Origin of the sequence: Pedobacter vanadiisoli, from assembly GCF_042684385.1 — a bacterium.
GTDB lineage: Bacteria > Bacteroidota > Bacteroidia > Sphingobacteriales > Sphingobacteriaceae > Pedobacter > Pedobacter vanadiisoli.
The window spans coordinates 201,284-214,901 of the sequence record NZ_JBHULL010000043.1 but is presented as its reverse complement, the minus strand read 5'-3'; the positions used below and the strand labels follow the sequence as shown (position 1 = coordinate 214,901).

Here is a 13,618-nt window from a genome sequence, read left to right as displayed (position 1 = left end):
CAAGTTTTAGCCTCATTAGTTATAAGTGAGGTGGTTTCACTCACACTCTATTGGCCACCAAATACCGATTCCTGCTTTTCGGCAACAAAGCCAGAACCCTCAAACAAAAAATCCCAACCATTACTGATTGGGATTTTTATTTTTATGAGAAATAAGGCTCTATAGCCCTGGCTTTTACCTTAAACCTTGAGCTACCTCTTGCCAAATGGCATTTTAGGCATACCTTTCATCATGGCTGCTGCGGCCGCAGGGTTAGAAAACTGTTTCATCATTTTACGCATATCTTCGAACTGTTTAATCAGCTTGGTTACTTCCTCTACCTTGCTGCCCGAACCTTTCGCAATACGTAAACGGCGGCTTTGCTGGATGGCATCCGGGTTTTCTTTTTCAAACGGGGTCATCGAATTGATAATGGCTTCGATCGATTTAAAGGCATCGTCCTGGATATCCACATTTTTCATCATTTTACCCACTCCCGGTATCATGCCCATCAAATCTTTCATGTTACCCATTTTCTTGATCTGTTGGATCTGGTTGTAGAAATCGTTGAAGTCGAATTTGTTTTTGCGGATTTTTTTCTGAAGTTCTGCTGCTTCTTTCTCATCAAACTGCATTTGTGCACGTTCAACAAGCGAAACCACGTCACCCATACCCAAAATACGAGATGCCATACGATCAGGATAAAACACATCAAGTGCTTCCATTTTCTCGCCTGTACCAATAAATTTAATCGGTTTATTTACTACCGATTTAATTGAAAGGGCTGCTCCACCGCGTGTATCGCCATCTAATTTCGTTAAAACTACACCGGTAAAGTCTAACCTGTCGTTAAATACCTTTGCTGTATTTACCGCATCTTGCCCGGTCATGGAATCTACTACGAATAAAATTTCGTGCGGATTGGTTTTTGCCTTCACCTCCGAAATTTCATTCATCAACGATTCATCGATCGCTAAACGACCTGCTGTATCGATAATGATTACATTATTTCCGTTTTGTTTACCATGGGCAATACCCTCTAGTGCAATACCCACCGGATCGTTTGATGCGCGGTTAGCATAAACAGAAACGCCAACTGTTGTACCTAAAACCTCTAACTGATCAACAGCGGCTGGGCGGTACATATCGCCGGCAACCAATAAAGGTTTTTTACCTTTGCCTTTTAAATACAGGGCAAGTTTACCTGCAAATGTGGTTTTACCCGCACCGTTTAAACCTGCAATTAAAATAATGGTTGGATTGGCTTTTGTATCTAATTCGGTAGCTTCGCCGCCCATTAAGGCTGCTAGCTCATCGTTCATGATTTTGGTAAGCAACTGGCCTGGCGAAACCGCAGTAAGTACATTCTGTCCTAATGCTTTTTGTCTTACTTCGTCAGTAAATGCTTTTGCTGTTTTATAGTTAACGTCGGCATCCAATAAGGCTTTGCGAATCTCCTTCATGGTTTCTGCCACGTTGATTTCCGTAATGCTGCCCTGTCCTTTTAATACTTTAAATGCCCTGTCTAGCTTGTCCTGTAAATTATCAAACATCTTTTTTTAAGCTAAAAGCTTCATGCCAAAAAGCAAAAAGCTACTTGTTTTTAATAAAAGGCAAATGTATCAAATTTTGCTTGTAAATCGCTGCACCCCAAAGTCAAAAATCTTTTTTTGAAAATGAGTGGTTTGGTTTTCACAGGGGCTGTATTTCAGCCATCTGTTTCAATCTTTTCTGCCTCCACATGACCGCTTAATTTGAGAGCAATGCAACATTCACTTTGAAAGGCTGTCCCTTATTTAAACCGAACATATACAAATGAAAATAATTTTGAATACTTCCCTGTGCCTTATTTTAATGTTAATGGCGCTATTAACAAGGGCCCAGACCTTTAAGGTTAGCGGTAAAGTTATAGAAAACAATAAACAAAAAGGCCTGAATTATGCATCGGTAACACTGGTTCAGCTGCCTGATTCGGCTGTCATAGGCACCCGGTACAGCAATCAGCAGGGAATATTCGAATTTCAAAACATCAAACCAGGAAAATACACAGTTTTAGCCTCTTATTTAGGCTACGAAAGCGCAAAAACCGCAAGTTTTGAGGTTCTTTATGCCGATTTTATGGTGCCTGCCTTAATATTGAGCAGCAGCGCTGGCAGGCTCAAGGAGGTAACTGTAAAAGGAAGCAGGCCATTAATAGAAAGAAAGATAGACAGAATAGTCTTTAACCTCGAAAATTCAATCGCGGCAAAAGGTACCGATCTTACCCAGGCCCTGGCATTAACGCCTATGGTACGGGTTGACGAGAGTGGAATTTCTCTTATAGGAAAAGGTGGTGTGGCGGTAATGATCAACGAGCGGATGATACAGCTTCGTGGTAACGACCTGATTAATTACCTTAAATCGCTGAGATCAGACGATATCGAAAAAATAGAGGTAATTACCACGCCTCCTGCTAAATACGAGGCCCAAGGCAACAGCGGACTGATTAACATTGTGGTTAAAAGCAACCCGAACCTGGGCTGGAGTGGCAATTTTAGTCCTTCGTTTGTGCAAAATACCTATTCATCTTATGCCAATAACCTTAACCTTAATTATCAATCTCAAAAACTGAGTAGCTCTGTAAAGCTGAGGCAATACCACCGTTTATCACATATTGAAGAGCAGACCAATAACATTGGTGTAAATTCTATTTTGAGCAGCGATCCGAGGAAAACTATTTCCGATGGTGTGGGTGTAAATTTGAGCCTGGATTATAAGGTGGGCAAAAAGGCAAACCTGGGCCTGATTTACGATTTGGGCAAAACCAGCTCAGATATGGATATTGACAACTTAACGGTTTACCAGACCAAGGGCCTGACCGATTCGGTACTTCGTACGGTTTCGTACAATGAAAACCCGAACCTCAATCAGACATTTAGTCTTTATTACGACCAGAAACTGGATAGTTTAGGAAAAAAACTGAGCACGGGTTTCAACTTTTTTGCAACACAGCCAGAAATTACCAATAACTTTCAAACCAGCTCAGATCAAACCGGCCAAACCTACCGTGTGCGGAATTTTAATGCTATCAAGAACAATGTATGGTCGGCACAAGCAGATCTGGTATTGCCCTACAAATGGGCCTCGATTGAAACAGGCTTAAAGTTTATTAATTTTGATAATAACGCGGAGATGGCTTATGCCAATTTTATTCAGAATGTACTCCAGGTAGATCCTTTAAAAAGCAATCAGTTCGAGTACAACGAAAAAAACATGGCTGGTTATATCAGCCTGGAAAAAAATCTGAGCAAAAAATGGACTGCAAAAGCCGGACTACGCTATGAATATACCTTGGTTGATGGCTATTCTCCAACCATAGATTTGCGAAGTAAATCTGAATATGGCAAACTTTTTCCCACAATTTATCTTAGTTATAAACCAAACACCAAAAACACCTTTTCTATTAACTATTCAAAGCGGATCAACAGGCCAAGTTTAAGGGCGATTAATCCGGCCAAATTTTATTCTAATCCATACACCTACTATACGGGAAATCCATTTTTAAAACCCTCCTATAATCATAGTATAGAATTGTCGTACTTGCGGGGCAATTTGTCATTTACTGCTTATGGCCAAAAACTGGTTAATGGATCTGGTTATGTTGTAGAGGTTAAAGATGCCTTTAAGGTCGTAAATGCATACAATTACCTTACCCAATACAATGTGGGATTAACGGTAAGCCTCAACCAAAAAATCTTTCCTTGGTGGGAAAACAGCAGTTACGCTTCTTACAGCTTTTCAAGCGCTGAGTCGATCCTCCCCCAGGTACTTACGCAAAACGGATCGGCCTTCTATTACAGCACCAGTAATACGTTTAAAACCAGCAGGCAGACTTCGGCCTTCGTCAATTTCAGGCAGTCTTTATCTTCAAGACAAGGCAATATGTACAACCAAGGCAGGTATGTACTTTCGGCAGGCGCAAGGGTTACGTTTGCCGAAGATAAATTTCAGATCAATGCTTCTATCAACGATATTTTGAAAGGCGATTTAGAGCGGAATAGGTTGTACTTTGCCGATGCAGTTCAATATGGCAGCACCTATTACGATACCCGTTCTTTTAATCTAAATTTCACCTACACTTTTGGCAAATCGAAAGTAAAGGGAAACCAAAAACAAGTTAATTTTAGAGAAACACAAAGAGCCAACTAACAAACCTATTAATAATACACAATGGTGTATAAACATAACAGGCTGGCAATTAAATTTTTTCTTTTGGTGCAACATTTTATTGCAGATATAGTCTTATAGGTAATCAACCTAAACGAATGAAACGCTGTATCCTCCTTTTTTTCATATTTATTTGTGCTTTTTCTCAAGCTCAGGATATTTCAAAACAAAAACAACTGGATGCTAAAAGAACAATACAAGTACCCAAAATTGATGGTGTTTTGGATGATGAGTGCTGGATTAATGTTCCCATTGCGACTGATTTTATTCAGATCAGGCCAAATCCCGGCAAGGTAGAAACCAAAGACCGCCGTACCGAAATGAAGGTACTTTATGATGACGTTGCCATTTATGTTTACGCCCGTATGTACGATCATCCCGACAGTGTTTTGCACGAGCTGGTTTCGAGGGATGACATAGGTAACGCTGATTTTATTTCGATTATTGTTGATCCTTTTTACGATAAAATGAATGGCAACGGCTTTTTTGTTACGGCCGCTGGGGTGCAGTTTGATGCCAAATACTCGCAGGTAGGTGATGAAGACCCTAACTGGAACGCCGTATGGGAAAGTGCAGTTAAAATAGATGATAAAGGCTGGACCTGTGAAATGAAAATCCCTTATTCGGCTTTACGTTTTTCGGGTAAAGATGTGCAAAACTGGGGATTGAACTTTAGCCGCAGGATACAACGCAGCAACACGCAGACTTTTTGGAATTTTGTTGATCCTAAAGTAAATGGCTTTATTAATCAGGAAGGGCTCTGGATGGGAATAAAAGACATTAAACCGCCTTTAAGGTTATCTTTTTCGCCCTATATTTCAGGTTATATCAATCATTATCCCGTTAATTTGCCTGGGGTAAAAAACACCACCTCGAGGTTTAATGGTGGTATGGATGTGAAGTACGGGATCAACAACAGCTTCACCCTCGACATGACGTTGGTACCAGATTTCGGTCAGGTACAATCAGATAACAGGATCCTTAACCTTACCCCTTTTGAAGTAAAATTTAACGAAAACCGTCAGTTTTTTACCGAAGGAACAGAGCTTTTCAACAAAGGTGACCTGTTTTATTCGAAACGCATCGGTTCCATTCCATCTTATTACGATTACAGCGGGGTGGGTAACGATAAAATTATAAAAGATCAGAAAGAGGCCAAGGTATTAAATGCCACTAAAATTTCGGGTCGGACGGCAAAAGGTCTGGGCATCGGGATTTTTAATGCAGTTACCAATAGTATGGAAACTGAAGTGGAAGATGCGCAGGGCAATACCCGCCTGATAGAAACCCAACCGCTTACCAATTACAACATCCTGGTTTTCGATCAATCGTTAAAAAACAACAGTTCGGCTACTTTTATTAATACCAACGTATTAAGGCAAGGGAGTGCCTACGATGCCAATGTAAGTGCGCTGCTTTTTAATTTAAATAACAAAAGCAATAGATACTTTGTAAATGGTGGTGCTAAAATGAGCTATTTACGAGGCGAAGAAACCAGCACAGGGTATAGCTATACCTTTCGGTTTGGAAAACAGAGCGGCAATTTTACATGGAGTTATAACCAGGTATACGCCGATAACAAATTCGATCCGTCTGATTTAGGATTTTTTACCAATAACAATTTTTTAGATCAGCGGATTGGTGTTGGGTATAATGTATATAAACCCGGTAAATGGTATAACCAATTTGAAAGCTGGTTTAATTTAACCTATTCGCGCAGGGCGATTCCGGCGGCTTACCAGAAAACGGGTCTTAATGGTGGTTACTGGGTCAGGTTTAAAAACCTATGGTCGGCAGAGCTGGATGTAAGCTGGGATAGAAAAAGCAACGACTTTTACGAAGCACGGAACGGGCAGCTTTACCATGCTCCAGAAAATTATGGTATAAGCTTGTATATTAACCCTAACCGTGCCAAAGCCTATAATTTTGGCGGAAATATCCGCTTTTTTGAACAGGAGCTTTTTAAAGGGAAAATGTATAATTTTTACTTTTTCCAGAACCTGAGGCTGAATGATAAAGTGGCGTTTGGACTGGATTTAAACTTTAATCCCAGTTACAATTACGTAAACTGGGTAACAGCGCAGGGCGATAAGGCCATCTTTTCTAAATACGACCGCCGGACGGTTGAAAACTCTTTTGATGCGAAATACACTTTTACGAATTTAATGGGGGTTACGGTGGTTTTGAGGCATTATTGGAGCGACAGAAGGAACAAAGAATTTTTTATACTTAAACCTGATGGCAATTTAACAGATTATGCCGGGGCGCCATTAAGTGGATTGGATAGAAATTATAATGTATTCAATATCGATTTAATTTATACCTGGCAGTTTGCCCCAGGGAGCACACTTTCTGTTTCTTACAAGGATGCTGCAGAGACCTATGATACTTTTTATACACAGCGTTATGGTAAAAACCTGGGGAATATTTTAAATTCTCCGCAAAATAATAGCCTTTCGGTTAAGGTTCTGTATTATGTAGATTATCTTGACCTGAAGAAAAAAAGAAAGAGGATTTAATTCATGGCCAGGGAAAAAGGAACACCAAATTTTGTACTCCTAACTAATTTACCTCGCTTTGCCTGGGCTTACCCCAAATTTTTTGCTAAAAGCAGTACTGAAATGCTGTACCGAAGAATAACCCAGTTCGTCTGAAATGTTTTTGATGTCTTTACTGTTATCAGCTAATAATTCTTTGGCTTTCATGAGTTTATAATCACTTAGATAGCCAAAAACAGTATTTTTAAATACTTCCTTAAAACCATGCTTTAATTTAAACTCGTTTATGCCAGCGATTTTTGCCAGTTCAGCTAAAGAAGGCGGATGGTTTGCATTGGCCAGCAGGTATTCGCGGGCATAATAAATCCTTTCCTTATCGTAAGCCTTTAGTGCGGGTCGCTCTGTTTTTTTTGCTGCTTCTTCAAAAGCCTGGGCTTGTAAAGCCAGTAATTCCAGGCATTTAGACTGAAGAAACAATAATTTTAAGCCACCTGTAAAATGACAGTTCATAATATCATTAATGCAGCTATGCATGGCGAGGGTAATGGGCAGGTTTTCTGATGAAATTTCTACCGAACGGCCATTCATGATATTTTCTGCAAAATTCTTTAACAGTATGCTGCTTTCGCTTGTTAGGTCAATAAAACGCGACCTTTCGAAATTTATCTCAAAAAATTTGTGCTGGTTGCGGGTATCAAATTCGGCCGTGCCGTCAAAGTCCGGACTGTAAATAATGTTATGCTGATTAGCTTTAATATCCAGGCGCTTGTTGGTGAGGTAGTTTTCCATAATGCCGCCGCCCGTAAGCGAAAAATGCAGCTCAACCATATCCGGTTCATCAAAGGATTTAACGCGAAGGCGGCTCTGTCTTACCATCACATCGCCATAAACAATGAAAATACCCGAAAAAGCGATCTGTACAATTTCTGCATCGCCAAAAGGAAAACTGTATTTTTCCCTCTTTTCAGTTACCATTGGCTGATTAAACTGAGAAATGTCGAACTTACTTCCTACAACATAGTATTTATTATCGTTATCGTAAATGTTTAAGGCCATAAAATCCTTTTGATATAAACTTTAATCCTTTTAATATAAAAAGACCGGTTTATTAGACAATTAATTTTGTTCAAAGTTACTAAACAAAAGAATATGATGCCTAAATCACCTTCATGGCTGAACAATACAATGGAAACCGTAATCAGCAATAAAACATTTCATGTAGAAGTTGCAGAAATCAAAATGTTAAGCAGCAACTTAAAGTGCGTTACCTTTAGAGGCGATTTTTTTAATGCCGGATTTATACCGGGAAACTCGGTACTTTTTAAGGTAAATGCCAACGACTACCGCCATTATACTTTATCGGCTTTTGATCAGGCAAAAGATACCTGCGAGGTTATTTTTTATTTAAACCAGCAGGGGCCAGGGTATAATTTTGCAGCCAATATTCAAAAAGGAGATCATTTAGAACTGATCGCCGACTGTGCAAGGGTAAAATACAACGAAGCATCCAACCAGCATTTCTTCTTTGGCGATGAAACCAGCATGGGGCTTTACGAATCGTTAGGGAAAAAAGCAGTTGATGAGGAGGTAGAATATTTTGGCATATTGGAATTGCAGGAAGAAAACTTTGATTCGGTTAATCACCTGAACCTATTAATTGATGTAGTGCCATCAGATTTGAATGCTCCAGCAAAAAATGCCATCACCTGGATGGACAATATGCATCCCCTTTGCTGGAAGATGTGGCAAAATGCAACGTTTTATTTAACCGGAAGGGCAAAATCGGTACAGCAGTTTAAACGCTACCTCAAACAAAGGGGCGTAAGCTTCAGGCAGATTGTTACTATGGCCTATTGGGAAATCGGGAAAGTTGGCGGTGGTTAAAGCTACCTTGGGAAAGTAAAACCAAAACCCAGTGCTAAAGTTTGATTCGCCTGTATTTTATTCGTATCCATATCGGTATCGAACAACAATACACCCGTTAAGCTTGTGTTCATAAAGCGGTTGATTTTTGCCGTTAGTGCAATATCCAGCCTGTGGTCAATTTTACTCGGCTTAAAATCTTCATAAGGTATAAACATGGCATACCTCGCTTTTAGGTTAGTATTGGTAAAAATATCTTTATCAATTGCACTTACAATCTGAAAAGCCAGTTCATTTTTGATTTTTTTGCCTTTGTCTACCGCGTATGCTTGAGTTTTACCTTTTTCGTAAACTGCGGTATCGAGTACAAAAGTCTGCCTAGCGGTACCTGTACCAATTCGAGTAGAGAAGTACTTAACAGGTTTATACTCAAAACCGATTGATTCAGTTAAGTAACCCGGGGCCATAAATTTGGAAATCAGAACCTGCTGTTCGTCCCCGTTTCCATCTCTGTAATACCTGAAACCTTTGTCAAATTGCGATTCGAAACTCACAGATCCAAAGAAGAACCAGCTTTTCGATAATTGAAAAGAGCCCTTGTTATCCCAAAAAATACGGTCGTTGGTTTTCTTTTGCAGCTGGTCTTTGTTTTTGATTTTTCCATACTGTAAAACCACTTCGCTAACATAACTATAACTGTTTTTGCTATATTCTGCTTTCCAGTTAACCAAACCGCCAACAGCTACCGAGTTGGTACCCCCGCCTTTCCAGTTATTGCTAAACTGTGCCTGGTTAACATTTACGCCAATACTGGTTTTGGTTTTCCAGTAATTGATTTTTGCATTAACTACCAAAGGTTTGATTTTTACAGGCTCAAAGTTTAACGGACCCTGCCTGCTCGGCAGCGGGCTGCGTTTTAACTTAATGTTCATGTTTTTGGTATTGATCGGAATAGTATCAATCTCCTGTGCATGTAATTGGTTAGAGCAGAAAGTTAGAATCAGGATGATGGCAGCTAAACAGTTCTTCATTGTTACAAAGAAAAAGAAAAATTTTAGAGATAAAAAGCATTTAACAAAATGATTACCAGATTGACAATAGAAATGGTGCTGAAGATAATACTGTTAGATCTTTCCTATCCATCCATACCAATGTCCGTTTTTGAGGTAATTAAGATCGGTTTCATGATCGTAGGCTTCTTTTTCAAAAATAATGTTGCGATAGGCCCTGTCGTGGTTTTGGTATCTGAAAAGGTTGATGAGGTAGTTAAAAAAATAGAAGATGTAAAAGGGGAAAACAAGCAGTTCTAATTGCTGGCGCAGGTGGATTTTTTCGTGGTTAATCATTTCCATATCATTTTTAAACCTTTCCGATTTTAGCAATATAAAAGGGAATATAGCCATACCGGCCGCCGGAAGTTTTTTTATGATGATAATCGGTGTTCTCACAGTTTATCGATGGTTATTTTGGGCAGTTTAGGTAATTGCAGTGCCTTCGGGTTTAACTTGTAACTTTTATAAGCATTCCGGATAAACTGGTTGAAAGAATAATCTGTCGCATCGAGCACAAACTGGTAAGTTGGACGGTACTGCTGCATAAAATCGGTCAGTTCATCGCCTTGTATGCCCAATACCTGCCGCACCAGGTTGGCGTTGAAACGGTAATCGATCAAATCTTCACGGTAATCTTTTTCGAGGATTTTTTGCAGGTGACGGGCATTTCTTCCCTGACGGCTCAACAGGTTGTAAATGGCATCGATACCCAAACCTACCCCACCATTGCCAAGGTTTAATAAATCTTTGCTGCTTCCTTTCATGGTTTGATAACGGTATTCCTGCACATTTTTTTCATAAAGCTGCTGCGGGGTTAACCTTTTCTGCTGGATTACCACATCGCGCAACCTGATCCCTAGTGTTTTAAGCTGAAAATACATCGCGGTTTGCCCCTTAAATACCATCGTATCTACCCCATAGCCCGATAAAGCGGCAACCAAAGTATCGCCCGGAATGGCAAAGGTGCTAAACTCTCCTTTTGTATTGTTATATAATCCATCGCCGGTGCGGATATTGTAAATATAAACCTTGGCCAGGCGTTGTTTGGTTTCTTTTTCAATAACAATTCCCTGCACAGGTTTTGTTTGTGCATATAACAGCTTAGAGAGCCCCGTAAGAAGAATAAAGGTGAAAATAAATCTCATTAGGCTACAAAACTACAAATATCTGGCAGGCAATGTTTCTACTTAACATTATTTAACCTTAAGTACCTGACCTAATTTAATCCCGTCTGTAGTTATTCCGTTCAGCATTTTTAACTGATCGACTGTTAAGTTAAAACGCTTTGAAATATTATATAAAGTATCGCCTTTAACAACGGTATAAGTACCATCGGCAACAACGGGTTTTGCACCAGGGGGAGGTGTATCAACCGGTGTAAATTTTGCTTTTTCCTGAGGGATATTCTGGTTGATTTCGGTAAAAACGCGGTCTTCTCTTGCAATCTTCTGTTTTTCACTTTCAGGTTGATCATATTTATAAAGCTGGTATTTCTCGATGGTACTGATCAGCAGATCAGGATATTTGGGGTTAGTGGCGTATCCTGCCGTTTTTAAGCCCTGTGCCCAACTTTTATAGTCGTTTTTATCCAGCTGGAAAAGAAAACTGTAGCGTTTGCGTTTTAGAAAATCAGAATGATCCCTGAACGATTCGCGGGCATCTTTATAAACCCTGAAACAGTCGTTTTTTTGGTCATCGTCACGGAAATAGTTTTTTCCTTTCCAATCTGATGTACACTTAATACCGAAGTGGTTGTTGGCATACTTGGCCAGATCGCTATTTCCGCTGCCCGATTCCAAAATCCCCTGCGCCAGCGTAATGCTTGCCGGTATGCCATAGGCGTTCATTTCTTCTATTGCCACGCCTTTAAATTCGTCGATATAACTTAAAGTATTATAGCTTTTGTAATTGTTGTTGTTTGCTTTATTGGCTTCTTTTTCAATCTGTTTATTGTTTCTCGAAAATTTTCTGGTGCCACATGAGCTTAAAAAAACAAGGACAGCTGCGATTAGAAGGTAATGATGGTATGAACGCATATAGGGTTAATTGTTAATCGGTTAACTGGTTAATTGTGAACTGCAAACTACACTAGTCTCAGAACTTCAACTTTTGTCCTGGTTTTAAATTTGCTTTTTTAATGCCGTTTTTCTGCATTAGTTTTTTAACTGTTGTACCTTTCTTTTTGGCAATAATACTGAGGTTATCTCCAGATTTTACGGTATAAGTTTTTGTTATTCTTTTGCTCCTGCTATGGCGGCTTGCCGGCGAAGCATAAACCGGTTCTTCATAGCCTTCGGGTCTTTCATCATATTGGTAAAGCTCATATTTTTTGATGAGCCCGATTACCTGGTTGGCCCACGTCCTGCTACGGGCATAACCACAGCTCCTGATGCCATAAGCCCAACCCCTATAATCGTATTGATCATATTTTTTAAAAAGGTTATTGAAGGGCTCGCGGGTTTCCATGATTTCTACAAAATGACTGTAAGACTCGTCGGCATTTAAATAATCACGGTATGAAGAACGGATTTCTGCACTATTATTGGGCCCTTTTATCCCGAAATGATTGTTAAGGTGTTGTGCAATTTTACTGTTTCCAGAAGCCGATTCGTGTATGGCAACCGCTAAGATAATGCTTGCCGGAATTTTGTGATCGCGCATTAAACCCTGTGCATATTCTACATGTTCTGCAATATATTCGTCTGTATCCTGTGCTTTTACAGCAATTCCTTTTAAAAGGAACAGACAAAAAATTAAGATTTTTTTAGTCATGGTTAACTATACAAATTGTTTAATTGGTTAACTGCACGATTAACCGATTAAAACAGTTAACCGATTAACCACTATATTAAGCTTTCTTCCTGATCACAAACAAACCATCCCTAACGGGTAATATTAATTTCTCAACGCGTTCATCTGCAGCGATTTTATCATTAAAACTAGTAATATTTCTAGTGTCTTTGTCTTGTTTCTCCTGAAGTACTTTTCCACTCCATAACACATTATCCACAATAATTATCCCTCCCGGACGCACGCGCTCAAAAATAAGGTCGTAATACGTGCCGTTGTTTTTCTTATCAGCATCGATAAAAACGAGGTCGAAAACATCATCCAAATCATTTAAAGTAGTGCTGGCATCACCTAAAATGTACTTAATCTGGCTGTTATAGGCTGATTTCGCAAAATTGCTGCGCACCATATCTTCCAGTTCTACATTAATATCCAATGTGTATAAAATTCCGTCAGGGGTTAAGCCTTCGGCGAGGCAAAGGGTAGCATAACCGGTAAAAGTGCCGATTTCTAAAATCCTTTTGGGCGAAACCATTTTACTCAGCAGGCTAAGTACCCGGCCCTGATAGTGGCCGGAAAGCATGCGTGGCATTAAAACTTTCAGGTTGGTTTCGCGGTCGATATGCTGCAGCAGGTCACTTTCAGGCTCGCAATAGGTTAGCAGTAAATCTTGTAAATCGTCGTTTATCAGGCTCATTTGTTGGTTATAAACGGTTACTTTCCATAAAATATTGTAAAATGATGGTTGCGGCAATGGTATCTACCCTTTCCTTGTCCCGCCGGTCGTGCTTTTTCAATCCGCTTTGCATAATGGCTTCATGTGCCATTTTGGAGGTGAAACGCTCATCAACCCAATGCCGTGGAATATCGGGGAACGATTTTTTTAAAAGTGTGGCAAAACCTTTTACATGTTGTGCCGAATCGGAAGGCGTGCCGTCCATTTGTTTGGGATCGCCAATAACAAAAGCTTCAACCTGCTCTTTAAGCAGGTATTTTTTGAGGTACTCGATCACATCTTTGGGGTGCACCGTATCCAGACCGGTTGCAATAATCTGCAAAGGATCTGTTACCGCCATACCGATGCGTTTGGTACCGTAATCAAAAGCTAAAATCCTGGCCATAAGTTAAGCGTTGGGCGTTTGGTGTGAAGTGTCGACCCATCTTTAAATTTTAAAAGCCCAAAGGTAAGGTTTTTTAGGAAATGGGTTTTGAAGCAAAAACGCTTTCTCA

Annotated in this window: 12 protein-coding genes; 3 read left to right on the top strand and 9 right to left on the bottom strand. The window is 39.8% G+C overall.

The genetic code is table 11. The features are described 5' to 3' along the window. Positions 1-191: 191 nt before the first annotated feature. Positions 192-1,532, bottom strand: a complete 1,341-nt coding sequence (ffh, locus tag ACFSR6_RS21035) for a signal recognition particle protein (RefSeq protein ID WP_183766708.1) — start codon at positions 1,530-1,532, stop codon at positions 192-194. 307 nt (positions 1,533-1,839) lie between these two features. Between ffh and ACFSR6_RS21030 the strand changes: the two genes are divergently transcribed. Both ACFSR6_RS21030 and ACFSR6_RS21025 read left to right on the top strand, forming a co-directional pair. Then, the gene (locus tag ACFSR6_RS21030; protein ID WP_379082648.1) at positions 1,840-4,167 is read left to right on the top strand and encodes a TonB-dependent receptor domain-containing protein; all 2,328 of its coding nucleotides are present in this window, start codon (positions 1,840-1,842) and stop codon (positions 4,165-4,167) included. A gap of 116 nt (positions 4,168-4,283) precedes the next feature. Then, positions 4,284-6,704, top strand: a complete 2,421-nt coding sequence (locus tag ACFSR6_RS21025) for a DUF5916 domain-containing protein (protein WP_379082645.1) — start codon at positions 4,284-4,286, stop codon at positions 6,702-6,704. A 48-nt stretch (positions 6,705-6,752) separates the two neighbouring features. Here the strand turns inward: ACFSR6_RS21025 and ACFSR6_RS21020 are convergent, their stop codons facing one another. Next, complete coding sequence (locus tag ACFSR6_RS21020; protein ID WP_379082643.1) at positions 6,753-7,739, bottom strand: helix-turn-helix domain-containing protein; 987 nt, start codon at positions 7,737-7,739, stop codon at positions 6,753-6,755. A gap of 93 nt (positions 7,740-7,832) precedes the next feature. On the opposite strand from ACFSR6_RS21020, the gene ACFSR6_RS21015 reads away from it, so the two are divergent. Next, a complete protein-coding gene (locus tag ACFSR6_RS21015; RefSeq protein ID WP_379082641.1) occupies positions 7,833-8,567 on the top strand; it encodes an SIP domain-containing protein in 735 nt (244 codons plus the stop codon). A gap of 2 nt (positions 8,568-8,569) precedes the next feature. On the opposite strand, the gene ACFSR6_RS21010 is transcribed toward ACFSR6_RS21015, so the two are convergent. From ACFSR6_RS21010 to ruvX, 7 genes are all read right to left on the bottom strand, one after another. Next, positions 8,570-9,577 carry a DUF3078 domain-containing protein gene (locus ACFSR6_RS21010; RefSeq protein WP_379082638.1) on the bottom strand — a complete coding sequence of 336 codons (1,008 nt, stop codon included), beginning with the start codon at positions 9,575-9,577 and terminating at the stop codon, positions 8,570-8,572. 93 nt (positions 9,578-9,670) lie between these two features. Then, positions 9,671-9,994, bottom strand: a complete 324-nt coding sequence (locus ACFSR6_RS21005) for a hypothetical protein (RefSeq protein WP_379082636.1) — start codon at positions 9,992-9,994, stop codon at positions 9,671-9,673. Next, a complete protein-coding gene (locus ACFSR6_RS21000) occupies positions 9,991-10,743 on the bottom strand; it encodes a hypothetical protein (protein ID WP_379082635.1) in 753 nt (250 codons plus the stop codon). The genes ACFSR6_RS21005 and ACFSR6_RS21000 overlap by 4 nt, the downstream gene beginning before the upstream one ends. Before the next feature lie 48 nt (positions 10,744-10,791). Beyond that, entirely contained in the window at positions 10,792-11,634 is an 843-nt protein-coding gene (locus tag ACFSR6_RS20995) for a glucosaminidase domain-containing protein (protein ID WP_379082633.1), read from the bottom strand. A 58-nt stretch (positions 11,635-11,692) separates the two neighbouring features. Further along, a complete protein-coding gene (locus ACFSR6_RS20990; RefSeq protein WP_379082631.1) occupies positions 11,693-12,370 on the bottom strand; it encodes a glucosaminidase domain and LysM peptidoglycan-binding domain-containing protein in 678 nt (225 codons plus the stop codon). A 76-nt stretch (positions 12,371-12,446) separates the two neighbouring features. Next, positions 12,447-13,085 (bottom strand): O-methyltransferase, encoded by a 639-nt coding sequence (locus ACFSR6_RS20985; protein WP_379082629.1) that lies wholly within the window; start codon positions 13,083-13,085, stop codon positions 12,447-12,449. Positions 13,086-13,092: 7 nt separating this feature from the next. Further along, complete coding sequence (ruvX, locus tag ACFSR6_RS20980; protein WP_343522651.1) at positions 13,093-13,509, bottom strand: Holliday junction resolvase RuvX; 417 nt, start codon at positions 13,507-13,509, stop codon at positions 13,093-13,095. Positions 13,510-13,618 lie beyond the last annotated feature (109 nt).

Coding starts and splice junctions, on each gene's coding strand:
- ffh (WP_183766708.1), bottom strand. CDS start 1,532: ATGTTTGATAATTTACAGGACAAGCTAGACAGGGCATTTAAAGTATTA.
- ACFSR6_RS21030 (WP_379082648.1), top strand. CDS start 1,840: ATGGCGCTATTAACAAGGGCCCAGACCTTTAAGGTTAGCGGTAAAGTT.
- ACFSR6_RS21025 (WP_379082645.1), top strand. CDS start 4,284: ATGAAACGCTGTATCCTCCTTTTTTTCATATTTATTTGTGCTTTTTCT.
- ACFSR6_RS21020 (WP_379082643.1), bottom strand. CDS start 7,739: ATGGCCTTAAACATTTACGATAACGATAATAAATACTATGTTGTAGGA.
- ACFSR6_RS21015 (WP_379082641.1), top strand. CDS start 7,833: ATGATGCCTAAATCACCTTCATGGCTGAACAATACAATGGAAACCGTA.
- ACFSR6_RS21010 (WP_379082638.1), bottom strand. CDS start 9,577: ATGAAGAACTGTTTAGCTGCCATCATCCTGATTCTAACTTTCTGCTCT.
- ACFSR6_RS21000 (WP_379082635.1), bottom strand. CDS start 10,743: ATGAGATTTATTTTCACCTTTATTCTTCTTACGGGGCTCTCTAAGCTG.
- ACFSR6_RS20995 (WP_379082633.1), bottom strand. CDS start 11,634: ATGCGTTCATACCATCATTACCTTCTAATCGCAGCTGTCCTTGTTTTT.
- ACFSR6_RS20990 (WP_379082631.1), bottom strand. CDS start 12,370: ATGACTAAAAAAATCTTAATTTTTTGTCTGTTCCTTTTAAAAGGAATT.
- ACFSR6_RS20985 (WP_379082629.1), bottom strand. CDS start 13,085: ATGAGCCTGATAAACGACGATTTACAAGATTTACTGCTAACCTATTGC.
- ruvX (WP_343522651.1), bottom strand. CDS start 13,509: ATGGCCAGGATTTTAGCTTTTGATTACGGTACCAAACGCATCGGTATG.